This is a genomic window from Streptomyces sp. NBC_01454 (assembly GCF_036227565.1).
In the GTDB taxonomy this organism is placed as follows: domain Bacteria; phylum Actinomycetota; class Actinomycetes; order Streptomycetales; family Streptomycetaceae; genus Streptomyces.
Genome location: NZ_CP109460.1, coordinates 7,540,628 through 7,563,939 on the forward strand (window position 1 = coordinate 7,540,628; position 23,312 = coordinate 7,563,939).

The following is a 23,312-nucleotide window of genomic DNA, read 5'->3' on the forward strand; positions in this document are numbered from 1 at the left end:
GCCCCGGCCGCCGCGTCATGAGACTTTCGTCACCTACCGGACCGCCCTTCGTCAGTTCCGGCCGTGACCGCTGCCGCCGGGCACGGGGTGCGCCGCCCGGCTGTCGGGCGGGGCGCCGCCCATCGTGCGGAGCATCGACCGGCCCCCGGTGCGCACAAAGCGGTGGACCAGTGCGGCGGCGAGGAGGAGGAAGGCGATGTTCAGCCAGGTGGTGTAGTCCCAGGAGACGCCGGACATGGGGATCCTGGCGTCGGCCTGGCGGGGGATGATCCCCAGGGCGCCGAAGGTGAATTCCACGAAGTAGCCCGCCACCACGATGGCCGCGTAGAAGGTGGCCAGCAGGAAGAGGGCCGTCCTGGCCCCGTAGTACTTCCGGTAGATGTTCAGGATCGGCAGGATCAGCAGGTCGGCGAAGATGAAGGCGACCACCCCGCCGAAGCTGATACCGCCCTTCCACAGCACCACCGCCAGCGGCACATTGCCGATGGAGCAGACGAACGAGGCGATCGCCACCAGCGGGCCGATCAGCGGCCCCCACAGCTTCGCGGCCAGTGGGTGCCCCTCGAAGAAGAAGGCGCGCCAGAAGCTGTCCGGGACCCAGGCGGCGATGGCACCGGCGATCAGCAGACCGATCACCAGGTCCTTGAGGATCGCGGCCCACTCCATGACGAAGACGTGCGCGGTCGAGGTGTACCCCTCCGCGGAGAACAGCCGCCGGGCGAAGGACCCGCCGCGGCGTACGGACATGTCCATCGCGGCATGCCCCTCCATCGACCCGGCCAGGCCCCGTCCGGCCTGCCGGCGGGCCCGGCGCAGCAGCGCGTCCCGCAGGAAGAGGCGGAACAGCAGGGCCAGCAGCACGATCATGACCGGTCCGCCGATGAACTCGGCGGCGGTGAACTGCCAGCCCATCAACAGCGCCAGGATCACGCCGAGTTCGATCACCAGGTTCGTGGAGGCGATCTCGAACGCCATCGCGGCCGTGAAGTTCGCCCCCTTCAGGAACAGGGACCGGGCCAGCGCCACCGCGGCGTACGAGCAGGACGAGGACGCGGCGCCCAGCGCGGAGGCCATGGCCAGGGTGCGGGGACGGTCGTCGCCGAGCAGGCCGACCACGGTGGAGCGGTGCACCACGGCCTGGACCACGGCGGACAGTGCGAAGCCCAGGATCAGCGCCCAGGTGATTTCCCAGGTCATGGATCCGGTGATGGACAGGGCGTGCAGGATCGCGGACATCGGCTGAGGTGTTCCGTGACCGGTCGCGGCCCAAACTCCGCCGCCCCGGCGGCGCGTCATACCCGCCCGTGCGCCCGTTGCGCCCGCCGGGAGAGCGAGTCGATGACCACGGCGACGAGCAGCACACCGCCCGTGATCATGAACTGAACGGCGGTCTGGATGCCCATCAGGGCCACCCCGGAGGCGATCGACTGGATGACCAGGACGCCGAGCAGCGCCGACCAGGTCCTGCCCCGGCCGCCGAACAGGCTGGTGCCGCCGATGACCGCGGCGGCGATGGCGTCCATCAGCAGATTGCCCGAGCCGGACGTCTGACTGGCCGAGGTGACGCGCGAGGCCAGGAACAGGCCGCCGATCGCCGCCATCGTCCCGGAGATCATGAAGACCGAGATCCGGACCAGGCTCACATGGAGACCGGTGCGCCGGGACGCCTCGACGCTGCCGCCGAGCGCGAAGATCATGCGGCCGTAGGGCGTACGGCGCAGGACGTAGTCGAGCCCCACCAGCATGACGAGGAAGATCAGCAGGGCCAGCGGGAGCCCCAGGAACTGGTTGAGCACCCAGGCGGCCGCCAGGGAGATCGCCGCCAGCACGCCGGTGCGCAGCACGATCTCGCTCATCGGCCGGGCGGGCACACCGGCCGCCCGGCGCCGCCGCACATCGTGGTACGAGGCGAGGAAGAAGGAGGCCGTGCCGAGCGCCGCCAGCCCGTACGCGGCGGCGACATTGGTGAAGTAGTGGCTGGTCAGCCCGGCGACCAGACCGTTTTCGTCGATATTGACGGTGCCGCTGGCGCCCAGGATGTAGAGCATCAGGCCGTTCCAGCCCAGCAGGCCGGCGAGCGTGACCACGAAGGCCGGCACCCCGACCTTGGCGAGGAAGAATCCCTGCACGGCACCGATCACCGTGCCGCCGAGCACCGCGAGGAGCAGGGCCGGTGCCTCCGGCATGCCGTGGTTGACGCTCAGCACCGCGAACACGGCCGCCGCGAGGCCGCTCACCGAGCCGACCGAGAGGTCGATCTCGCCGAGCAGCAGCACGAAGACGACGCCGACCGAGATCATGCCGGGGCCGACGATGTCCACGCTCAGATTGGACAGGTTGCGCGGCGAGAGGAAGTTCTCGTTGAGGCTCTCGAAGATGATCCACACCACGACCAGTCCGAGGGCGACCGGCACCGAGCCCAGCTCGCCGCTGTGGAAGCGGCGCTTGAGGATCTCCAGGGGGTTCTGGCCGCCGGCCCCGCCCCCGGCCGCGAGCTGCCGCCGGTCGGCCTCGGTCACGGCCCCGGCGCCGGCGCCCCGCGCGCCGGCCTGCTTCTGCTTCCGCAGCGTCCATGTCCGGCTCACGCCTACGCCTCCCACCCGTGCGAGGCGCGGCGGGTCACGGCGTTGTCCGTGGCTCCGGTGATCGAGGAGATGATCTGCTCGTGGGACGTGGTCGTCACATCGAAGAACCCGTTGTTGCGGCCCAGCCGCAGGACCGCGATCCAGTCCGCGACGGCCTTGACGTCCCCCATGTTGTGGCTGATGAGGAGCACCCCCAGCCCGCGTTCGCGCAACTGCTCCACGAGGTCGAGGACCTGGGCGGTCTGCTCGATGCCCAGCGCCGCGGTGGGTTCGTCGAGCAGCACCAGGCGGGGCGCGCCGAGCAGCGAGCGGGAGATGGCGACGGTCTGCCGCTGCCCTCCGGAGAGCGAGGCCACCGGGAGGCGCACATCGGGCAGCCGGATGGCGAGGGTGTCGAGCAGATCGAGGGTCAGGCGTTCCATCTCCACCTCGTCGAGCACACCGAGCCGGTGGATCTCCCGGCCGAGGAAGAGGTTGCCGACCACATCGAGGTTGTCGCACAGCGCCAGGTCCTGGTAGACGGTGGCGATGCCCAGGTTCTGGGCCTCGTGCGGCCGGGTGACCTGGACGGGCCGCCCGTCCCACTCGAGGACTCCCTCGTCGGCGGCGTCCACCCCGGCGATCACCTTGATCAGCGTGGACTTGCCCGCGCCGTTGTCGCCGACGAGCGCGACGACCTGCCCGGCGCGGACCTCCAGATCGACATCGGCCAGCGCCTGCACGGCGCCGAACCGTTTGAAGATCCCGCGCAGCGCCAGCAGCGGCGGCGACGTCGGTGGCCGGAGGGGCGTGCCGGGCTCCATGGGTACCCGCCTTACCTGGTGAGTCCCGCCCGCAGACAGGCGGCGGCGAACTTGGGGGTGCAGATCTGCTGGATGGTGTACATCCCGTCCCTGACCACGGTGTCCTTGATGTGGTGCACGGTCACCGGGATCGGGGTGAGCAGCACGGACGGGATGTTCCGGGTGGTGGGGCTGTTGACCTTGTGCGTGGTGAGGGTGCCGAAGTTCTTGCCGCGTCCCAGGGCGACGGCCATGGCGGCGGCGGTGTCGGCCTCGGGCGCGAAGGGCTTGTAGACGGTCATCAGCTGATCGCCCTTGACGATGCGCTGAATCGCGGCGAGTTCGGCGTCCTGCCCGGTGACCGGCGGCAGCGGATTGATCTTGGCGGCCCGCAGGGCGGAGATGATGCCGGTGGCGAGTCCGTCATTGGCGGAGACAACCCCGTCGATGGTGTCGGCGCCGAGCGCCGAGATGGCGGCGGACATGTTGAGGTTGGCGTTCTCCGGCCGCCAGCCGACGGTGTCGTAGGCCTTGCCGATCTTCACCTTGCCCTGGAGCGCGGCCAGCGCACCCCGCTTGAACCAGGCGGAGTTGGGGTCCGTCGACGCGCCGTTCATCATGACGATCTGGCCGTGGTGCGCCTTGCTGCCGAGCGCCTTGAGCAGCGCCTCGCCCTGCAGCTTGCCGACCTTCGCACCGTCGAAGGAGACGTACGCCGAGACCGGTCCCTCCACGAGGCGGTCGTAGGCGACGACGGGGATGCCCGCCCGGTGCGCGTCGTCGACGGAGGAGCGCAGCGCCTTGGAGTCAACGGCCTCGAGCACCAGCACCTCGACCCGCTTGGTGATCATTGCGTCCATCTGCTGCTGCTGGGTCGCCACATCGTGCTGCGCGCTGACCGTCTCCACCGTGCACTCGTGGCACAGCCGGTGGATCTTCTTCTCGATCAGCGGCCGGTCGAAATTGTAGGAGCGCGCGGTGTTGTCCGGGAGCAGCACACCGATGCGCACGGCCCCGCCGGGCGGCGCGCCCGGCTCGTGCACCCCGCCGGCCTCCCCGCACGCGACCGGCCCCGCGACCAGGCACAGCCCGGCCAGGATCACCCCGGCTCCGCGCCGTCGCGCACGCACCTCAGCGCACCTCCTCGCCGTCTGCCCGGACGCCCGCACCGGCCGCACCGTCCGCCGTGTCGGCCGCGCCGAGCCGTTCGCCCGGCGGCAGGGAGATCTCGCACCACACCTGCTTGCCGCCGCTCAGCGGCACCGAACCCCAGGAGGCCGACATCGCCTCGACGAGCAGCAGCCCACGGCCGCCGGTCGCCTCCCAGTCCACGCTGGCCGGCTTGACCGGGGCGCGGGGCGAGGCGTCGTTCACCGCGACCCGCAGCCGGTCCGCGGCCAGCGTCAGATCCAGCCGGACCTCTCCCTGGGTGTGCGCGATGGCGTTGGTGACCAGTTCGGACACCACCAGCAGGGCCACATCGACCTCTTCGGTCACATCCCAGGAGCGCAGGGTGCGGGCGGTGAAGCGGCGGGCGTGCATCACCGCGTCGGGCAGCCGCCACACCGCCCAGCGCACCCGGGTGGGGCGGACCCGCATCCCGTCGTAGCGCAGCACCAGCAGCGCCACGTCGTCATCGCGCCGCTTGGCACCGCCGAGCAGCTCATCGGCCAGCCGCCCGGCATCGGCCGGATCGGCCGCCGCTAGCGCCGCCCGCACCCGGCCGATGCCGTCATCGAGGGGGAGGGTGGCCGACTCGGCCAGGCCGTCGGTGAGCAGGACGAGCACGGTGCCCGCGGCCAGCCCGACCTCGGTGAGCGGGAATTCCCCCTCCGCGGACACCCCCAGCGGCGGCCCGCCCTCGATGCGCAGCGCCTCGGTGCTGCCGTCGGGCAGCCGCAGCAGGGGCGGCAGATGCCCGGCCCGGACGAACCAGGCGATGCCCTCCTCCATGTCCAGGTCCACATAGCAGCAGGTGGCGAAGAGATCGGTCTCCATGCCCAGGAGCAGCCGGTTGGCGTGCGAGACCACCACGTCGGGCGGATGGCCCTCCACCGCGTAGGCCCTGATGGCGGTGCGCATCTGGCCCATGATCGTGGCGGCGCCGGCGCTGTGGCCCTCGACGTCGCCGATGACGAGCGCGACATGGCCGTCGGCGAGCGGGATGACGTCGTACCAGTCGCCGCCCACTTCGAGCCCCATCGTGGCGGGCAGATAGCGGGCGACGGCCACCCCTCCGGGCAGCGACGGCAGCTTGCGGGGCAGCAGACTGCGCTGGAGCATCGTGGCCAGCTCGTGTCCGGCGTCCAGCGCGTGGGCGCGGACCAGGGCCTGGCCCACCAGGCCGGCGGTCGCGGTCAGCAGCGACCGTTCCTCCGGCCCGAAGGCGTGCTCCTCGTCCCACCCCAGCAGGCACACCCCGACGATCCTGCCCTCGGCCGGCAGCGGCAGGACGGCGAGGCCGCCCGGCCCGATGTCCGCGAGACCGGGTTCGAGGGCGGCCCCGCGCGGCCACAGGGCCACATGCCCGGCCCGCAGCACGCTCTCCAGCGTCGGCATGGACTGGCACGACGTGTCGGGCCACTCGGACCGCCACTCGGCGCGCCAGACGGCGGGCCAGTCCGCGGGTTCCGGAGGATCGAGGACGGAGACCACCAGCCGGTCCGCCTCCAGCTCGGCCACCGCCACCCGGCCGGCCGCCAGCGGCAGCCGCAGCGCGGCGACCACCACCCGGCTGACGTCCCGGACGGTCGTGGCGCCGGCCAGCGCGGTGGACAGCCGCTGCACGATGGAGACCTCGTCGGCGGTGGGGCGCAGATATGAGGCGTCGGCGACCACCCCGAGCATGCGCTCCGGGGTGCCGTCGGTGTCGACCAGCACCCGGCAGCGCAGGCTCAGCCAGCGCAGCTCGCCGTTGGTCCGGCGGATACGGATCGACAGCTGCTGGCCGGCGACGGGCAGCCCGCCCGGCTCCACCATCGACATCAGGGCGGGCACATCGTCCGGTGCGGTGTGCGCCAGCAGGGTCTCCACCCGCCCGTCGAACTGCTCCGGAGCGATGCCGAACAGCTCCAGCACCAGCCGGTCCGCCGCCATCCGCCCGGTGCGCAGCAGCAGGGTGAAGGCACCGCCACGCAGGGTGTCCAGCCCCGGCCCCAGCAGCGAGCGCCGCTCGGTCCGTGCCATGACCCGGGCGCCCACGGCCTCCAGCCCGGCGGCCACCTGGTCGGCGTGGAGTTCCAGCAGGTGCCGGCGGTCGGCGTCGAAGGCTTCCGCGGTCAGTTCCACGACCACCAGGCACCCCAGCCGCTTGGTCTCCCCGCCCAGCGGCAGCACGGCCAGCGAAACCTCGGCCGGTGGGGTGCCGGCACCGTTCCAGGGGTCCGTCCCGGCGGCCTCGGGGGGACCGGCGGTGCCGTACTCCGCGAGTTCGGCCGGGCTCAGCCACAGGGCGACGCCGGTACGGAAGGCCGTGGCGACCGGTGAGGTGCCGGACAGCGGGTAGCGCGTCGGCAGCCCGTAGGGGACGCCGGAGCCCCCGACCATCTCGGCCAGCTGGAGCTCGCCGCCCCCTTCGGCCGGCACGAAGACGGCGGTCAGCTCGGCCCCGGTGGACCCAAGGACTCGTGCGGTCACTGCCTGCACCGCCTCCGTCCGCCGGAAGCTGTCGTCGTAAGCCACGGTCGCCGTATCCGCCCTCGGGGGCCAGGGCGTCAACCCCGCCACCGCCTCATCGGATAAGTCGGAAATTACCGCCTTGTCTCCATGGTGCGACACGCAGGGAGGCGGGAGCTAGTCGGCGGGGGAAGGGACGAGGTGGGGGACCGGGGAACGGCGCGCCCCCTCAGCGGCCGCCGGCCCGCTCCCGCTCAGTCCGGTGTCAGGACGGCGGCGCCCCGCACCCGGTCGGCGGCCAGGTCCGCGAGCGCCTGCGGGGCGCGGCTCAGCGGATAGCGGCTCACCGTGACCCGGATGCCGATCCGCGCCGCGGCCGCCAGGAACTCCCGGCCGTCCTGGCGGGTATTGGCGGTGACGCTGCACAGATTGCGCTCGAGGAAGAGATGGCGCTGATATGTGAGCGAGGGGACATCGGTGAGGTGGATACCGGCCACCGCGAGGGTCCCCGCACGGTCCAGCGCCTCCAGCGCCACCGGCACGAGCTCGCCGACCGGTGCGAAGAGGATCGCCGAGTCCAGCGGTTCGGGCGGGCGGTCGTGGGCGCCGCCCGCCGAGGACGCGCCTAGTTCCAGGGCGAGCGCACGGGCCTGCGGGGACCGGGTCAGGACATGCACGGTGGCGCCTTCGGCCAGGGCGACCTGCGCGGCCAGATGTGCCGAGGCGCCGAACCCGTAGATGCCGAGCCGGCCGCCCGGGGGCAGAGTGCTGCGCCGCAGCGCGCGGTAGCCGATGATCCCGGCGCACAGCAGCGGCGCCAGCAGCGTGGCGTCCTGGTCCTCTGGCAGCGGGTAGGCGTAGTCCGCGGGCACGAGCGCGGCCCCGGCGAAGCCGCCGTCGGCATCCCAGCCGGTGTAACGGGAGTCGGGGCAGAGGTTCTCGTGCCCCGCACGGCAGTACCGGCAGACCCCGCAGGTACCGCGCAGCCACGCCCCGCCGGCCCGGTCGCCGACCCGGAAGCGCGTCACCGCACCGCCGGTGGCGGTCACCCGGCCGACGATCTCATGGCCCGGCACGGTCGACGGGCGGTGCGGCGGCAGATCCCCCTCCGCCAGATGCAGATCCGTACGGCACACACCGCAGGCCTCCACCCGGAGCAGCAGATCCCCCGGACCCGGCTCGGGGACCGGGCGGCGGACGGCGGCCAGCGGCCCGGAGGCGACCGGGCCGGGGCGCTGAACGGCCCAGCCGGACACCGTGTCCGGGCCTGCGATGGTGGCCATGCCCCCAGGATCACGCCCACCACAGGGACGGACAAACGGTGGCGCGGGCCGGGCCCGGCCCGCTGCCGGGTGGCTGCCGCCCGGCACCGGGCCGGACCCGACTAGCGGAAGAGCGCGGCCAGCTTCCGCAGCATCCGGGACAGCAGGCAGCCGCCGACGCGGGACGCGGTGTCGGGGGCGGTCGGCGCCGGGTCGTCCGGCGGGGGAGCCGGGCTGGCCGGGGACGGGGGTACGGTCTCGCCGGCGGGTGCGGTCCCGGGCTCCGGAGTGGTGCGCCTGGCTTCGGCACGGACGAGCGCGCCGAGCGCGGCAAAGACGTCGAGGGGCATGCCACATCTCCTGCGGTGGAAGTCCTGAACGCTGACGACGGCAGGCCGCACTCACCCCATGTCCCGTGGGAACGGGGGCAGTTGAGTGGGACCTGGCCGGCTCAGCAGCGCAGGACGGCCGCTCGCTTCGGCGCGGCAGGAGCGGCGGCCGTCATGACCGCCGCGGAGGAGCCGCCCCCCGGGGCCGGGCTGATCGCCGTCACGGGCGAGCCCCCGAGCGTCTTGCCGCCGGCGCCGGTGGGGAGGTGCGGGCGCAGGTGACAGACCGTCGCGTCGCACAGGCGCCGGACGCCGCTGCCCGGATGCTTGCCCCCGCCCTCGTTCGACGCCAGCACCGGACCCGCGGGCAGGCACGGCCCTTCGGCCGGGGTGGAGGCGGCGGGGGAGCCGGCGCGGAGCGGGCAGCCGGTGGGATCGAGGGCCGGGCCGTGCACACAGCAGGGCGTCAGCGCGGCGAACAGCAGGGCCAGCAGCGCCAGGAGCAGCAGCATGCGCCGGCCGTCACGTGCCGCCGGGCGGCCTGTGCTGACGCTGTCGCGCATGCGGATCTCCCCACCCTCTTCCGCCAGGGGATCCCCTGGAAGGGGGTCGGATACTCCCGATACGCCGCAAGAGCCAACAAAAACACCCGTTCCGGGTAGGCGCTCGCACATATGCCCCGCGCCCCCGTACGCGCCCCTCAGCGGCGGCGAGTTACCGGCCGCCCCCGACCGTCCCGCGGTCCGCGGGGGTCAGCGCCGCCGGCCCCCGCGCTTGGCGGAACCCGCGTCGGGGTCCTCGCTCGCATACCGCCCGTGGTAGTGCGTGTACCGCTCCAGCGGATCGCCTTCCAGGCTCCACGGCCAGGGCGTCGCCACGCCCGCGGTGGCGCGCAGCACGGTCCCGGCCTCGCCCGTCCGGGAGGACTTGAGCAACGCGTAGGCCAGCAGGTTGAGATCGGCCAGGGCCGCCGCGTGGGTGAGGAATCCCGGGCTCGTCCAGTAGTGCGCGGCATGGTCGAGCGCCCTGGCGGCATCGGGGCGGCGCCAGATCTCCCCGGCCCCGACGGCCGCCAGCCCGCCGCCGGCGACCGCCCGCTGATGGCTGTGCACGAACGCGGTGAGCTCCAGTCCGGCGGCCGGGGCATCGGAGGGCATGGCGGAGCGGATGCCGTCGAGCAGATCCAGCACCATGGCGCTGGAGCCGCACTCGTCCGGCGACAAATAGCCCAGGGCCTGCAGATGTGCCTCACGGTTCCACGGATCGCGGGCCTTGATCTCGCGCCAGATCGCCGACAGCTCCGTGGACGGGCGCCGCTCCAGGCGCAGGACGGCCAGCTGCAGGGTCCACGGCGTGGGGTCGGCGGGTATCAGTCCGGCGGCCAGCCGGCAGGTCTCGCGGGTGACGTCCAGATCGACGCCGGCGCCCTGCTGCCGGGCCTGGATCAGATCCGACCAGGCGTGGAGCAGCAGGGCGCCGTGGTGGTCCGGGCGGTGCTGGCGCCAGATGCCGGGCAGCGACCGTCCCGAGGACCGCGCGAGTACCGACAGGCGGTGGGCCTTGCGGTCCCAGTCCTCGCCGGCGTCGTCGATCACGTTTGCCATCAGGGCCATGACAGCCGTGTCCAGCGAACCGCGGGACCAGGCGGTCTCGACGCGTCTGCGCACCTGGCCCAGAGGGGCGTCGTCGAGCTCGGGTACCAGGCGGGGAAGGTTGCCTTTGCGGCGTCTGAAGGCGGGCATGGCTGCGGCGTACTTCCCTGGTGCGTCGGGGGCGTAGGTGCGGATGAGGGTACGCGGTCCGGTGCGGTGGTGCCGACGTGCCGTACGGGCAGAGGCGCGGGGAAGCGCACCTCTGCCCGTACGGCACGGACCCTCTCGGCTAGCGGGAGGTGACGGCTGCCTTCTCGGCGGCGACGCGGATCCGGTCGCGGACCAGCGAGACCCCGACCACCAGCACCGCGAGGAGCACCGACAGCAGCACCTGGATCCGGCCGCCGCCCTTGCTGTCGTCGGTGAGCATGTAGACCAGCACGAACGAGATCATCGCGATCGTCGCCCAGGTCAGGTACGGGAACAGCCACATCCGGACGACCAGCTTCTCCGGGTTCTCGCGCTGGATGATGCCGCGCATCCGCAGCTGCGAGAAGCAGATGACCAGCCAGACGAAGAGCGCGACCGCGCCCGAGGAGTTCAGCAGGAACTGGAAGACCGTGGTCGGCCACAGGTAGTTGAAGCCCACCGCGATGAAGCCGAAGAGGACCGAGGCCAGGATCGCGGCCTGCGGGACGCCACGGAGGTTGGTCCGGGCGAAGATCTTCGGGGCGTCGCCGCGCTGGCCGAGCGAGAAGGCCATCCGGGAGGCGGTGTAGAGGCCGGAGTTGAGGCAGGACAGCACGGCGGTCAGCACGATGACGTTCATGATCTGGCCGGCGTGCGGGATGCCGATCGAGTCCAGCGCCGCGACGTAGGAGCCGTGCTTGGCGATCGAGGGGTCGTTCCACGGCAGCAGGGAGACGACCACGAGGATCGAGCCGAGGTAGAAGATGCCGACCCGCCAGATCACGCTCTTGGTGGCCTTGGTGACCGCACGCTCCGGGTCCTCGGACTCACCGGCGGCGAGGGTGACGATCTCGCTGCCCATGAAGGAGAAGACGACCATCAGCACACCGGTGAGGATCGCGCTGGGCCCGTGCGGAAGGAAGCCGCCGTGCGAGGTGAGGTTCCCGAAGCCGGTGGCCGCGTGGCCGCTGCCGGGCAGCACGCCGAATATCGCCAGGCCGCCGAGGACGATGAAGGCGGCGATGGCCACGACCTTGATGCCCGCGAACCAGAACTCGAACTCACCGAAGGAGGCCACCGAGGCGAGGTTGGTGGCGGTCAGGACGATCATCACGATCAGCGCCCAGGCCCACTGCGGGACGGCCGGGACCCAGCTGGTCAGGATCGCGGCGCCGGCGGTCGCCTCGACCGCGAGGACCACGACCCAGAAGAACCAGTACAGCCAGCCGATGGAGAAGCCGGCCCAGCGGCCGAGCGCCCGGTCCGCGTAGGCGGAGAAGGAGCCGGAGGTGGGGTTGGCCGCCGCCATCTCGCCGAGCATCCGCATCACGCACACGACCAGCGCGCCGACCAGGGCATACGACAGCAGGATGCCGGGACCGGCCGCGGCGATGCCGGAGGCGGAGCCGACGAACAGACCGGCGCCGATGACCCCACCCACGGCGATCATGGACAGGTGGCGGTTCTTGAGGCCCGACTGGAGACCGGACTGCTCTGGAGCCTGCCCGTTCCCCGGAGGGGCGGGCGGGGCAGCCACAGGGCTGGAGGGAGATGTAGTCATCTGGACATCCATTGCGGGTTGGAGGGTCATGCACGTGGTGACTGCTGATCGCCTCGGTAGCCGGACGCACGACAGGGCCGGGTGCTGGCAGGTGGCGATCATGGCCCTGACGAAGTTCGAAGGCGCGACGAGCGGGTCCGCGGCCTACGGATGCCTGCGCGGGTGGGGGCGCTTGTCGCGCCGCCACGCTATTGCCCGGCCTCCTGATGAGAGGTGAGCCGCATCACGTCCGGATTGGATTTGCGCAAGCGTATGTGGCGATGCGCCGCGGCGTATTTGTGAGAACGGACAAATTCGTTCCCCAGGGCTGTCCATCCGGCCAATGTGCCGGAGCGGGAAAGGCGGCTCACCTTACCGGCAAACGCCGTTCCGCCCGGTATGGGAGCAGCCAACCGGGCTTGTTCCGACGGGCTTTGAGCGGCCACTGGTGCGAGCGGACAATGCCGCCCGCGAACCCTTGGTCTCCGGTACAGATGCCCGGGGCCGTGCCCGCTCTAGCGTGAGTTCGGTCATACTGCCGACCGACGCGCAAGGGGACCCCATGCCCGCCCTTCCCCCCGCCCGACAGACGCCCCCCGCCCCGGCCACCGCTTCGTCCCCCATCCCACCGGTGGTGGGCGACGGCGGGGAGTCCGCCGACGGAACGCCGGGTGAAGCGCGCGCCGCACCTTCGAAGACACCGGTGGCGACGCGTCCGCAGGCGCCCGCGGCAGCCCACCCGGAGGGGAGTTCCCCGGCCGCCGCCGCAGAGCCCGCGGTGGGTCCGCCGCGGGAGCCGGTACCCCTCAGCCAGAGGTTCGTGGTGATCGGGGCGACCACGCTGGCGCGCCGGGTCTGCGCCGCACTGGACGCGAGCGGCCACCGGGTCGACCACCTCGCCGCACCCGACGACCGCGACCTCCGCCGCGCCGTGGCCGCACGGCCCGACGGAGTCGCCGTCCTGGTGGGCGACGATCTGTCCGCGCTGCGCCACGCCCTCGCGATCCGCCATGTCTGCGACCGCGCCCGCCTCGTCGTCACCGTCTTCGACCGCACCGTGGCGCAGCAGCTGCGGCTGCTGCTGCACTCGTGCGTACCGGTCTCCCCGGCCGATCTCCTGGCGCCGACGCTGGCCGGTCTGTGTGTGGACCCCGAGGTGCTGGCCGTACGGCACGAGGGGCACGGTGCGGTGGCGGTCCGCCGGCAGCACGGGCGGCTGGTGGAGACGCCGTGGCGGGCGAGCGCGGCGGCCCGGCGGCGGGCGCTGCGGGGACGGCTGCGCGGGCAGCTGCAGCCCCATGACGCGGACGCCCGGCTGCTGCTCATCGGGCTGCTGGGCATGGTGGCCGTCCTGGCGCTGGACTGGGCGTGGCTGGTGAGCGTGTTCCACCGGCCGGCCGGCACCGCCTTCCTGGAGGCCTCCCGGGTCGTCGCCGGGGTGGGGCCGGCCGCGCCGCACGACGGCCATCCCGGGTACGAGGTGGTGTCCGGGGTGGCGATGCTGGTGACGGTGGGCTTCACCGCGCTGCTGACCGCGGGCATCGTCGACCGGCTGTTCGGCCCGCGGCTGGTCGGGGTGCTGGGGCCGCGGGTGCTGCCCCGTGCCGGTCACGTCATCGTCGTGGGGCTGGGGCAGGTGGGGCTGCGGCTGTGCCAGACGCTGCGTCAGCTGGGGGTGCCGGTGGTCGGCGTGGAGCGGGAGCCCACCACCCCCCATCTCCGCCTCGCGCGGTCGATGGGGATACCCGTGGTGCTGGCGCACGGTGAGGACCGCGAGGTACTGGCGCGGCTCGGGCTGCGGCGGGCGTGCGCCCTCGCCGCCGTCGGCTCCGAGGAGCTCGACAACGTCGCCGTCGCGGTCGCCGCGCACGCCGTGGCGCCCGACGTCCGGGTGGTGCTGCGGGCCGGCGAGGACGAGACGATCGCCGAGACCCGCTCACTGCTTCCCCTGGGGCTGACCCGGGACGTCATCCGGACGAGCGCGGCCTATGTGACCGCCCATCTGACGTCCCCGCCGGGCGACGGGCCACCCCGGCACGTCGTGGCCGACGCCGACTGCGACTACGTCGACCTGCCGGCACACGGTCTCGTCGGCCGGCCGGTGCCGGCCGGGGACGACTGCGGGCATGTGCCCACGGCGGGGGACGGGACGGACGCGGTCCGCGGCGAGCCGCGCGCCGGCTGACCCGGCTCAGCCGGCGGGCGGCAGCCGCAGCTGGAGCATCGCCAGCAGCCGCTGGTCCGGACGGCTCAGGTCGAGGCCGGTCAGCTCCTCGGCCCGGCGGATCCGGTAGCGCAGCGTGTTGGGGTGCACATGCAGTCCCGCGGCGGCGGCCCGGACATCGCCGAACGCGTTGAGATAGGCGAGGACGGATTCCGCCAACTGCCCCTGGTTCCGGCTGTCATGGGCGACCAGGGCGGTCAGCCGCGGGTCGCGCATCTCGGGGTGCGCGCAGAGCAGCGCCAGCACCTCGCTGACGAGCACCTCCGCCTGGATGTCCGGCAGCGCGGCGACCGTGGTGGTGACGCCGACGCTCACCATGGCGTCGAGGATCCGGTCCGCCTCCCGGCGCGAGTCGGGGACCTCGCCGAGCCCCGGCACGATACAGCCGACGGAACCCCGCAACGACAGGCCCAGATGGCGGCCGGCGGCCTCGACGATCGCCTGCGCCCAGCCGCGGAGGGTGCCGGTGTCGATGCTGCGCGGCAGCTGCGGCAGCAGGACGTAGATCCGTGCGTCGACCTGGGTGACCAGGGCACTGCGGTGCCGGGCCGCGGTGTGCACCGAGATCAGATTGCTGACCTCGGCGCGGGTCAGCTCCGGGGCGGTGGATTCGGCGGTTCCGTACGAAAAGCCCAGGACGGCGGCCGGGCGGGCGGCGTCCAGGGCCAGATGGCTCGCCAGCGGCTGCGGGCCGGTGCTGCCCTCCAGGAGCCCGGCCGCCAGCGTCCGGGTCAGCGTCAGATCCGCGGAGAGCTCCCGGCGGCGGCGCACCAGATGCAGCGCGGCGACCCGGGCGGCACCCAGCAGCGCCTGGTCCGACTGCTCGGTCAGCGGCGTCGAACCCTCCTGCACCCAGATCGTGCCCAGCTGCCGCTCGCCGGACCTGATGGCCACCGCGAGCCGGCGGCGGATCCCCAGCTCCGGGTGGCTGTCGATGCAGATCACGTCGTCGGAGGCGCGCAGCCGCTGGAAGACCCCCCACTTCCGCAGTCGCGCCAGATACGCCTCCGGGCCCTGCCAGCCGAGGATGGACAGCCGCCGCAGATCGTCGACCTCGTCGGAGTCGGTGGAGCGGGAGTAGGCCAGCACGCGGTTGGCGGTGTCCTCGATGCTGACGATGCCGCCGGTGAGTATGGCCGTGGTCTGGGCGAGCGCGAACAGGTCGCCCTCCTCCGGCCCCTCGCCGGGGAGTCCCTGTGGCGCGCTTTCGAGGGCCGCCCGGGCCAGCGCGTCCACCTGTTCCCAGCGGGCCTCGCCCCGTACGGACAGCAGCGCCACGCCCGCTTCGACGGCGGTCTCGCTGAGCGCCGCGACCTGCCCGGGAGCGTCCAGCTTCACCGCGACGGCGGCGGCGCCGTCCCGCCCGCCGACCCGCAGCGCGGGGAACGCGGCGCGGCCCCGGGCGCCTATCGCGAGGATCAGCTCACCGGGGTGCGCCCGCGGCGGGTCCTCGGGGTCGAGCAGTGCCACGCTGCGGATCTCGACGTCCAGCCCGGCGGGCGCGGCCTGCAGCTCCACCAGGGGCTCGCCCAGCGCCATCAGCAGCTGGCGCAGGCTGATGCCCGTAGGGGGTGACGAAGCCGCGGCCGCTGGATCCATGAGTGGTGCCTCTGCTGGGTTCGGGTGGCCTGGGCTCATCGGGCCGACTGTCCTCGCGCAAAGAATCCGGTCCCGTCGATGTCAAGCGGTCGACCGGCCCGAAAGGGAGCCGCCACCACAGGTATGAGCCACGCCACAGTTACTGATGTTATCCGCCGCGGCACTCCGGGCAGCGCGGCCGTGTGCCGGTCAGGCGGTGTTCAGGTGGCCCCTGCCAGCGTGCGGCGGCATGAGTACCGAAACGGATACCCACCTGCACCCCGCCGGGCCGCCCACCCGGCACCGGCCGCCGATGCTGAACAAGGTCCCCGAGGTCACCGTCTTCTTCTGGGTGATCAAGGTCCTGTGCACCACGGTCGGTGAGACCGCGGCCGACCTGCTCAACGACAACCTCGGCATGGGCCTGACCAACACCTCGTACCTGATGGCCGCCCTGCTGGCCGTCACCCTGGCCCTCCAGTTCCGGGCGCGCGCCTACCGCGCCGGGCTGTACTGGCTCGCGGTGGTCCTGATCAGCGTGGTCGGCACGCTGATCAGCGACAACCTGACCGACAACCTCGGGGTGCCGCTGGAGACGACGACGGCGGTGTTCGCCGTCCTGCTCGCCCTGACCTTCCTCGCCTGGTACCTGAGCGAGCGGACCCTGTCGATCCACACCATCCGCACGCCCCGCCGGGAAGCCTTCTACTGGCTGGCGATCCTGTTCACCTTCGCGCTCGGCACCTCGGCGGGCGATCTGACCGCCGAGCGGCTGGACCTGGGGTACTGGTTCTCCGCGGTCGTCTTCGCCGCGCTGATCGCCGCGGTGGCGCTGGCCCGCTTCACCCTGGACTTCCACACGGTCTGGGCGTTCTGGATCGCGTACGTGCTGACCCGGCCGCTCGGTGCCTCGATGGGTGACTACCTCTCCCAGCCGCAGCAGAACGGCGGCCTGGGCCTGGGCACCGTCGGCACCAGCGTCCTGTTCCTGGCCGTCATCCTCGGGCTCGTCCTCCACCTCATCCGCACGAAGCGGGACGTGGCCGCGAGCGAGGAGGTCAGCCCGCAGGGAGGGTGACGGCGAACTGTGCGCCGGGGCCGGCGGCGGCCAGCGTGAGGTCGCCGCCGGCCGCGCGGGCCAGCCGCCGCGCCAGGGCCAGGCCGAGGCCCGCGCCGTCGTGCCCGTCCCCGGGATCGGCGCGCCGGCCCGGTTCGAAGAGCGCCCCGCGGAACTCCTCCGGCACGCCGGGGCCGTCGTCGCCGACGTGGAGCGTGACCCGGCCGGTGCCGGCCGTGCAGCGGAGGGTGATCGTGTGCACGGCGTACCGGCGGGCGTTGTCCAGCAGCGGCATCAGGATCCGCTCGGCCACCGCCGCCGGTACGCCCGCGGTCGCCGGATCGCCGGTCACCGCCACGGCGGGTGCGTCGGGGTGGTCCTCCGCGAAGCGCCGTGCGAGGTCCTCCGCGAGCGCGGGGTAGCGGCAGCTGCCGGGGGTCTGCGCACCGCGGGTACGGGCTTCGGAGAGCAGGGAGTCACAGATCTGCCGCATCGTCGTGGCGGCGTGCGCGATGGCCTCGTGCGCGGTGTCCTGCTCGGCCGCGGTCCGCGGGCGCCTGGCCAGCCAGTCGGTTTCCGCGGTGATCCGGGCCAGCGGGGTGCGCAGTTCATGGGACAGCGCCGCGGCCTGGTGCTGTTCATGGCGCAGCACCGCGGCCAGCCGGTCCAGCAGGGCGTCCAGGCTCGCGGCGAACGAGGCGAGTTCGGCCGGCCGGCCGGCCGCGCCGAACCGCTCCGGGGCGCCGGCCTCGCTCCAGCGGGTGGCCTGGTCGCTCATCTCGGCGACCGGCCGCAGGGCGCGCCGCACCACGAGCCGGGTCAGGAGGTAGACGGTGGCGAGCAGCAGCACCGCCAGCGTCAGGGAACCGGCCAGGGCGGTGTCCGCCGTGCTGCGGTAGGGCTCCAGGCTGACGGAGGTGACCACGGTGCCGGCCTGCCCGCGGCCGTCGGCGGCCGCCACGGGGAGGGCGTAGAGCCGCGTCGCGCCGGACCCGTCGCCGGCTCCGGTCTCGGTGAACATCTCGTGCCCGCCGGCCAGTTGATCCGCCCGCCGCCACACCGCGCCGGGCGCGCCGGGCGGCTGCTCCCTGATCCGGCGGCCCTGGTAGATCCACACCCCGGAGTCCAGCGCCTGGTCCCGGGCGGGCTCATGGACCGCCAGCCGTCCGGCCGGCCGGGCCTCCACGGTGCCCGCCACGGCCTCCGCCCGGGTGCGCAGCACGTCGTTCGCCTGCTCGTGCAGCCGCTTGTCCAGCGTCAGGTTGAAGGCCGCCGTCAGGACGGCGACCCACACCGCGCCGGTGATCAGGGCCATCAGGGCCAGCCGGCCGCGCAGGGTGCGCCGGGGGAGCCTCATGCGAAGCGGTAGCCGATGCCGCGGACCGTATCGATGCCCTGCGGGCTGTCCGCCGCGCGCAGCTTGCGGCGCAACCGCCACAGATACTGGTCCAGGGTGTTGTCACTGACCTGGGCACCCTCCGGCCAGCCCGCCCGCAGCAGGGCCCGGCGGCGGACGACGGCCCCGGGGTCCGCCATGAGGCAGGCCAGCAGCCGGAATTCGGTGGGCGTCAGGGCGACCGCCGCCCCGTGCACGGTCAGGTGGTGCCGCACGGGGTCCAGCCGCAGCGCACCGTCGCCGGCGACGAGGGCGGCGTCGCCACCCCCGCGGCGCAGCACCGCCCGGACGCGGGCCACCAGCTCGCTGAGGTGAAACGGCTTCGTGAGGTAGTCATCGCCTCCGGAGGCGAAACCGGCGAGCCGGTCGGTGAGATTGTCGTGCGCGGTAAGGAAGATCACCGGCACCGTGAGACCCGCTCCCCGCATCGCCTGGCAGACGTCGCGCCCGTCGGAATCCGGCAGCCCGACATCGAGCACGACCGTGTGCACCGACGCGTCGACGGTGCGCAGCGCGGCCGCACCGTCGGCGGCGGTCACGACGTCGAACTCCTCGTCGCGCAGTCCGCGGGCCAGCACATCGCGCAGGCCGTGGTCGTCCTCGACGACCAGGATGCGGGGAGCGGTCCTCGTCATTCAGCTGCGTCCTTCCCGTCGGTCATGTCGTACGGCCCCGCGCGCCGGGCCGGGGTTCGGGCCGGAATGCCCAATGCATCTTCGGCTCCATGGCGAAGCGGAAGACCCGCTGCACCGGTGGGGTGCACAGCAGCGTCACGACCGCGCCGGCGAGAAGGGTGACGACGACGGCGCCCCAGGGCGTGTGGATCCAGTCGGCGTCGTACCAGTTCCACCAGCGCGAGCCCTTGGCGAGGAAGCCGTGCAGCAGATAGCCGTAGAGGGTGCCGGCGCCCAGTGCGGTGCACCACGCCCGGCGGCCCGGCACCCAGGCCAGGAAGCAGGCCGTGAGCACCAGCGAGCAGGCGAACATGCCCAGTTGCATCAGGACGCCGCACCACCACGGAACGCCCAGGTTCTGTGCGCTGTCGGTGTGGTAGAACCACGCGTCGTTCATCCGCGGCACGGCCCAGTACGCGAAGACCAGCGCCCCCGCGAAGACCGGCACCGCGGCGAGGCGCGCCGGCCGGCAGCGGAGGCGGCGGAAGTGCTCCGCCTTCAGGCGCATGCCGAGGACGAAGAACGGGAGGAACTGCAGGACCCGTTGCAGGTCCAGGTCGCTGCCCAGGTCCGACACGGACGCCGCCGCGGCGATCGCGAGGGCCAGGGGCACCGGCCACCGCACGATCCGCCACAGCGGCGCGGTGAGCCGCCAGATGAACAGGGCGACCAGGAACCAGGTGAGGAACCACGGGTCGGCCAGGCTGACCGAGAAGCTCGGGATGTCGCCGGCCGCGTACCGGAACAGCGCATAGGCCGTCTGGAAAAGGAGATAGGGGACGACGACGCCGGTGATGAGCCGTTGCAGCCGGTCGCGGCGCACATCGAAACCGCGCGAGAAATAGCCGGAGATAACGGTGAACGCGGGCATGTGGAAGGCGTACACGAAGATATACAGCGCGGCCGCGCTCCGGCTGGTGGCATAGAGCGGCTCCCAGGCATGGCCGAGGGCCACCAGCACGATGGCCAGATATTTCGCATTGTCGAAAAAGGCGTCACGCGGCTTTTCCTGGGCGGGCGGCGCCTTGTCGCCCGGGGCGCCGGCGGTGGCGGGCGCGGGAACGGCGGGCCGTTCGGGCGCGGCGCGGCCGGCGCCCGGTGCGGGAAGGGAGCGGGGAGCGAGGGTCACGACACGGCCTCCCAGTGATCAGTGGGCCGTCGCGGCCTTCTCGCCGTGGTGGTGGGGGCGATGGCCGTACTGATCATGGTGAGCGGCATCCTGGCTCCTCCGGTGGGCTGTTGCGGACGGTGGGGCACCCTACGAGGCGTTGCTGTGAAGTGCTCCGGAGGTGAGCATGCGGGGCCGGTGGCCCGCCGTGCCGAGGGGCTCCCCGCCCGTGGCGCCCGCCGAGCACGAGGAGCCCGTGCCGGCCGGGGCGGGGTGCGCCGCACTGTTCGTCTACAGTGTTGTAGACCACCGGGTGGCACTGTAGACGTCCGGGGCGCGGGACGCACCCCGGCCCCCTACGGGAGGGACTGACCGCATGGCTGTGTGCCCAGCTGCGCGCGCCCGGCCCGCCGCCGGTCAGGCCGCCCGCCGTGCCGCCGCACCGGACCCCGGCGGCCGCCCGTCACCCCGGCCCGCCGTGGTGACCCTTCTCTCCCCGCAGCCGCCCGCCGGCCCGTGGCGCCGCCGCTCCCGCTCCGCCGCACCGGCTTCGCGGCGGCCCGTGGACCCGGTGCTTTCGGCCGGACGGGGCAACCCCCAGTACAGTCAGCTCACCGACCTGTGTGCCGGGACACACCTGTGTGCAGGCGACGCCGGAGACATCCCCGGTGCCCGCCCCGGCCCAGCCGGGAACATCGCCGACGACGCCGATGCCACCGGGTACCCGGCGCGCACCCGGCCGCACCGCCCCACGCCCGGCTCACCGCGGCGCACCCGCGTCCACCGTCCGCACCGTTCCCAGAAATGGATCACATGAGCGCCATCAGCATCGGCCAGGCCGTCGTCCTCGGAGCCGTCGAGGGGGTGACGGAGTTCCTCCCGGTCTCCTCGACCGGTCACCTCAAGATCACCGAGGGTCTGATGGGCATCCCCGTCGACAACACGGCCGTCGTCGGTTTCTCCGCCGTCATCCAGGTCGGCGCGATCGCCGCGGCACTCGTCTACTTCTTCAAGGACATCGTGCGCATCGTGGGCGCGTGGTTCCGGGGGCTGCGCAACCGCGAGGAGCGCTACCACCACGACTACAAGTTCGCCTGGTGGGTGATCTACGCCACCCTCCCGATCGTCGTCGTCGGCCTGGCCGCCAAGCCGCTGATCGAGGGCCCGCTCGCGTCCCTGTGGGTGGTCGCCGGTTCACTGATCATCGGCAGCGGGGTGATGTGGGCGGCGGACCAGATGGGGCGGCACAAGCGCGGCGAGGACGACACCTCGCTGAAGGACGCCATGTGGGTCGGCTGCTCGCAGATCCTCGCCCTTCTCTTCCCGGGCTTCTCCCGCTCCGGCGCGACCATGTCCACCGCCCTCATCCTCGACCTCGAACGAGTCGCGGCCACCCGGCTGTCCTTCTTCCTCGGCATCCCGGCCCTCACCGGTGCCGGCATCTACGAGCTGAAGGACGCCATCGGCAGCGGCGCCGCCGTCGCCCCGCTGGCCATCGGCACCGTCGTCTCCTTCGTCGTCGCCTACGCCTCGATCTCCTGGCTGCTGAAGTTCGTGGCCAAGCACTCCTTCAACTCCTTCGTCGTCTACCGGATCCTGGTCGGCGTCCTCCTCTTCGGCCTGCTGGGCACGGGCGTCCTCAGCTGACGACCGCCCCGGGGGACCGGCGGGGCGGCTCCCACGGGCCGCATGCCGCCGCCGGTCTGCCCGTGGTGCTCGGCCGCCCCGTGGTGCTCGGCTCGCGCGGGGGCCGGCGCGCCCGCCGTGGCGGGCCGTGCCGCCGGGAAGCTGGTGGTATGGGTGCAGGAGAAGCGTCCCGCTCACGGCGGGCCGCAGCGCCGTGGAGGTGGCCTGTGTCGAACGGGGACGGCTCGGAGTCGGACCTGGATGCCGATCCGGCGGGCGTACTGGCCCGTCTGCACACGGTGGAGGAAGCCGCCGAGGCGATCGGCACCACCCTGGACGCGCAGACCACCTGTACCGAGCTGTCCCGCTTCCTGTGCCGGCATCTGTGCGACGCCGCCGCGGTGGATCTGCTCTCCGACGACGGCACCGGGAAGCGGCCCCCGTCCCCGGCGGAACTGCACCGGGTGGCGACGGCGGGCCTGGTCCAGGTGCTCCGGGCCCGCTTCCCGGACGAGGACGGGGAGTCCGGCGGCTCTCCCGCGCAGCGGGCGCTGGACGAGGGACACCCGGTCACCGCGTCGGCGGTCCTGCCGGGCGGCCTGACCGTCCAGGCGCTGTCCGTGCCGCTCACCGCACAGGGCCGGCGCCAGGGCGTGCTGCTCGTGCTCCGCGCCGGCGGCGGATTCACCGCACACGAGAGCGCCACCGTGCACTCCGTGGCGCGATTCGCGGCCGCCCGGCTCGCCCACGCCCGCCACCACGCCGTCGTCCAGCGCACGGCGACGGATCTGCAGCGGGCGCTCCTCACGGCGCCGGGCCGGCCCCACCCCAATCTGGAACTCGCCACCCGCTATCTGCCCTCCGGCACCAGCGCCCTGGTCGGCGGCGACTGGTTCGAGACGGTACGACTCCACTACGGGCGCACCCTGCTGGCCATCGGCGACGTCATGGGCCACGGGCCCGACGCCGCGGTCGACATGAACGCCTACCGTTCCCATCTGGGCTATGTCGCCTCGACCGATCTGCCGCCGCACCGTGTGCTGCGCCGGCTCGACAGCACCGTGGCCGAGCAGGAGAGCCGCCGCCCGGCGACCTGTCTGCTGGCCCGGCTCGACCCGGCCCGCAGGAGCGCCGCGTTCGCCAGCGCGGGCCATCTCCCGCCGGTGGTCGTCGGCCACGCGGGCACCACCGACCTCCTGCATGTTCCCGTGGGCCCGCCCCTGGGGACCGGCGTGGGCGGCTACGAACTCCTCACCCGCCGCCTCACCCCCGCGGAAACCCTGGTGATGTTCACCGACGGCCTCGTGGAGCGGCGCGGCGAGGACATCGACGTCTCGCTCTCCCGGCTGGCCGGGATGCGGCTGCCCGCCGGGGCCGGCGTGGCGCAGGTGCTCGACGAAGTGCTGCTCCGCCTCGACGGGCTGCATGCCGAGGACGATGTCGCCCTCCTCGCCGTGCGGATGCGCCCCCATGCGGGAATGGGGGCCACCGGACCGGCCGTGGAGTGAGACCCGCACCCCGGCCCCGGCGGATCGGGAACCCGTGTGAACAAACCCGCGGCACGGTCCGTACTCAGGGGTGAGCCGAGGGATTTTCCCCGATTCCCGGCTCGGCCCGGCCTGCCTGTGGACCTGGGCCCCCGCGGTCGCTCCGCCCGCGCCCTCCCCTGGCAGGGCGGAGCGACCGCGTCATCGCCGGTTCATGGCTGCCGACATGACGATCCGTCAGCTGGCGCCCGATCTCTACATCAGGGGT

General features: G+C 73.0%; 18 protein-coding genes. 4 read left to right on the forward strand and 14 right to left on the reverse strand.

Annotated elements, in window-relative coordinates:
* Positions 1–51: 51 nt before the first annotated feature.
* The 10 genes from OIU81_RS33420 to OIU81_RS33465 form a co-directional block, all read right to left on the reverse strand.
* Positions 52–1,236, reverse strand: coding sequence for a permease (locus tag OIU81_RS33420; RefSeq protein ID WP_329153852.1), 1,185 nt, complete (start codon positions 1,234–1,236; stop codon positions 52–54).
* 56 nt (positions 1,237–1,292) lie between these two features.
* The gene (locus OIU81_RS33425) at positions 1,293–2,585 is read right to left on the reverse strand and encodes a sugar ABC transporter permease (RefSeq protein ID WP_443074082.1); all 1,293 of its coding nucleotides are present in this window, start codon (positions 2,583–2,585) and stop codon (positions 1,293–1,295) included.
* A gap of 2 nt (positions 2,586–2,587) precedes the next feature.
* Complete coding sequence (locus OIU81_RS33430; protein WP_329153854.1) at positions 2,588–3,388, reverse strand: ATP-binding cassette domain-containing protein; 801 nt, start codon at positions 3,386–3,388, stop codon at positions 2,588–2,590.
* 11 nt (positions 3,389–3,399) lie between these two features.
* Complete coding sequence (locus OIU81_RS33435) at positions 3,400–4,497, reverse strand: sugar ABC transporter substrate-binding protein (RefSeq protein WP_329153856.1); 1,098 nt, start codon at positions 4,495–4,497, stop codon at positions 3,400–3,402.
* Position 4,498: 1 nt separating this feature from the next.
* Positions 4,499–7,048: a SpoIIE family protein phosphatase gene (locus tag OIU81_RS33440; protein ID WP_443074083.1), complete on the reverse strand. Its 2,550-nt coding sequence runs from the start codon at positions 7,046–7,048 to the stop codon at positions 4,499–4,501.
* A gap of 188 nt (positions 7,049–7,236) precedes the next feature.
* Positions 7,237–8,265 (reverse strand): zinc-dependent alcohol dehydrogenase family protein, encoded by a 1,029-nt coding sequence (locus OIU81_RS33445; protein ID WP_329153858.1) that lies wholly within the window; start codon positions 8,263–8,265, stop codon positions 7,237–7,239.
* A 101-nt stretch (positions 8,266–8,366) separates the two neighbouring features.
* Positions 8,367–8,594: a hypothetical protein gene (locus OIU81_RS33450; protein WP_329153859.1), complete on the reverse strand. Its 228-nt coding sequence runs from the start codon at positions 8,592–8,594 to the stop codon at positions 8,367–8,369.
* Between the two features lie 101 nt (positions 8,595–8,695).
* The gene (locus OIU81_RS33455; RefSeq protein WP_329153860.1) at positions 8,696–9,136 is read right to left on the reverse strand and encodes a hypothetical protein; all 441 of its coding nucleotides are present in this window, start codon (positions 9,134–9,136) and stop codon (positions 8,696–8,698) included.
* Positions 9,137–9,325: 189 nt separating this feature from the next.
* The gene (locus OIU81_RS33460) at positions 9,326–10,315 is read right to left on the reverse strand and encodes a hypothetical protein (RefSeq protein ID WP_329153862.1); all 990 of its coding nucleotides are present in this window, start codon (positions 10,313–10,315) and stop codon (positions 9,326–9,328) included.
* Positions 10,316–10,454: 139 nt separating this feature from the next.
* The gene (locus OIU81_RS33465; protein ID WP_329153863.1) at positions 10,455–11,915 is read right to left on the reverse strand and encodes an amino acid permease; all 1,461 of its coding nucleotides are present in this window, start codon (positions 11,913–11,915) and stop codon (positions 10,455–10,457) included.
* A gap of 541 nt (positions 11,916–12,456) precedes the next feature.
* On the opposite strand from OIU81_RS33465, the gene OIU81_RS33470 reads away from it, so the two are divergent.
* Positions 12,457–14,079, forward strand: a complete 1,623-nt coding sequence (locus OIU81_RS33470) for an NAD-binding protein (protein ID WP_329153864.1) — start codon at positions 12,457–12,459, stop codon at positions 14,077–14,079.
* Between the two features lie 6 nt (positions 14,080–14,085).
* On the opposite strand, the gene OIU81_RS33475 is transcribed toward OIU81_RS33470, so the two are convergent.
* Positions 14,086–15,717, reverse strand: coding sequence for a helix-turn-helix domain-containing protein (locus OIU81_RS33475; protein WP_329153865.1), 1,632 nt, complete (start codon positions 15,715–15,717; stop codon positions 14,086–14,088).
* A 229-nt stretch (positions 15,718–15,946) separates the two neighbouring features.
* On the opposite strand from OIU81_RS33475, the gene OIU81_RS33480 reads away from it, so the two are divergent.
* Positions 15,947–16,774: a COG4705 family protein gene (locus tag OIU81_RS33480; protein ID WP_329153866.1), complete on the forward strand. Its 828-nt coding sequence runs from the start codon at positions 15,947–15,949 to the stop codon at positions 16,772–16,774.
* On the opposite strand, the gene OIU81_RS33485 is transcribed toward OIU81_RS33480, so the two are convergent.
* Genes OIU81_RS33485 through OIU81_RS33495 form a run of 3 tightly spaced genes read right to left on the reverse strand, consistent with a single transcriptional unit; the run spans position 16,755 to position 19,952 of the window.
* Positions 16,755–18,110 carry an ATP-binding protein gene (locus tag OIU81_RS33485; protein ID WP_329153867.1) on the reverse strand — a complete coding sequence of 452 codons (1,356 nt, stop codon included), beginning with the start codon at positions 18,108–18,110 and terminating at the stop codon, positions 16,755–16,757. The two genes, OIU81_RS33480 and OIU81_RS33485, sit on opposite strands and share 20 nt — an antisense overlap.
* Positions 18,107–18,784 carry a response regulator transcription factor gene (locus OIU81_RS33490; RefSeq protein WP_329153869.1) on the reverse strand — a complete coding sequence of 226 codons (678 nt, stop codon included), beginning with the start codon at positions 18,782–18,784 and terminating at the stop codon, positions 18,107–18,109. Before OIU81_RS33490 ends, OIU81_RS33485 begins: the two co-directional genes overlap by 4 nt.
* A gap of 22 nt (positions 18,785–18,806) precedes the next feature.
* Positions 18,807–19,952, reverse strand: coding sequence for an acyltransferase family protein (locus OIU81_RS33495; protein WP_329153870.1), 1,146 nt, complete (start codon positions 19,950–19,952; stop codon positions 18,807–18,809).
* A 792-nt stretch (positions 19,953–20,744) separates the two neighbouring features.
* Between OIU81_RS33495 and OIU81_RS33500 the strand changes: the two genes are divergently transcribed.
* Both OIU81_RS33500 and OIU81_RS33505 read left to right on the forward strand, forming a co-directional pair.
* Entirely contained in the window at positions 20,745–21,578 is an 834-nt protein-coding gene (locus OIU81_RS33500) for an undecaprenyl-diphosphate phosphatase (protein WP_329153871.1), read from the forward strand.
* A gap of 206 nt (positions 21,579–21,784) precedes the next feature.
* Positions 21,785–23,065: a PP2C family protein-serine/threonine phosphatase gene (locus OIU81_RS33505; RefSeq protein WP_329153873.1), complete on the forward strand. Its 1,281-nt coding sequence runs from the start codon at positions 21,785–21,787 to the stop codon at positions 23,063–23,065.
* Positions 23,066–23,312 lie beyond the last annotated feature (247 nt).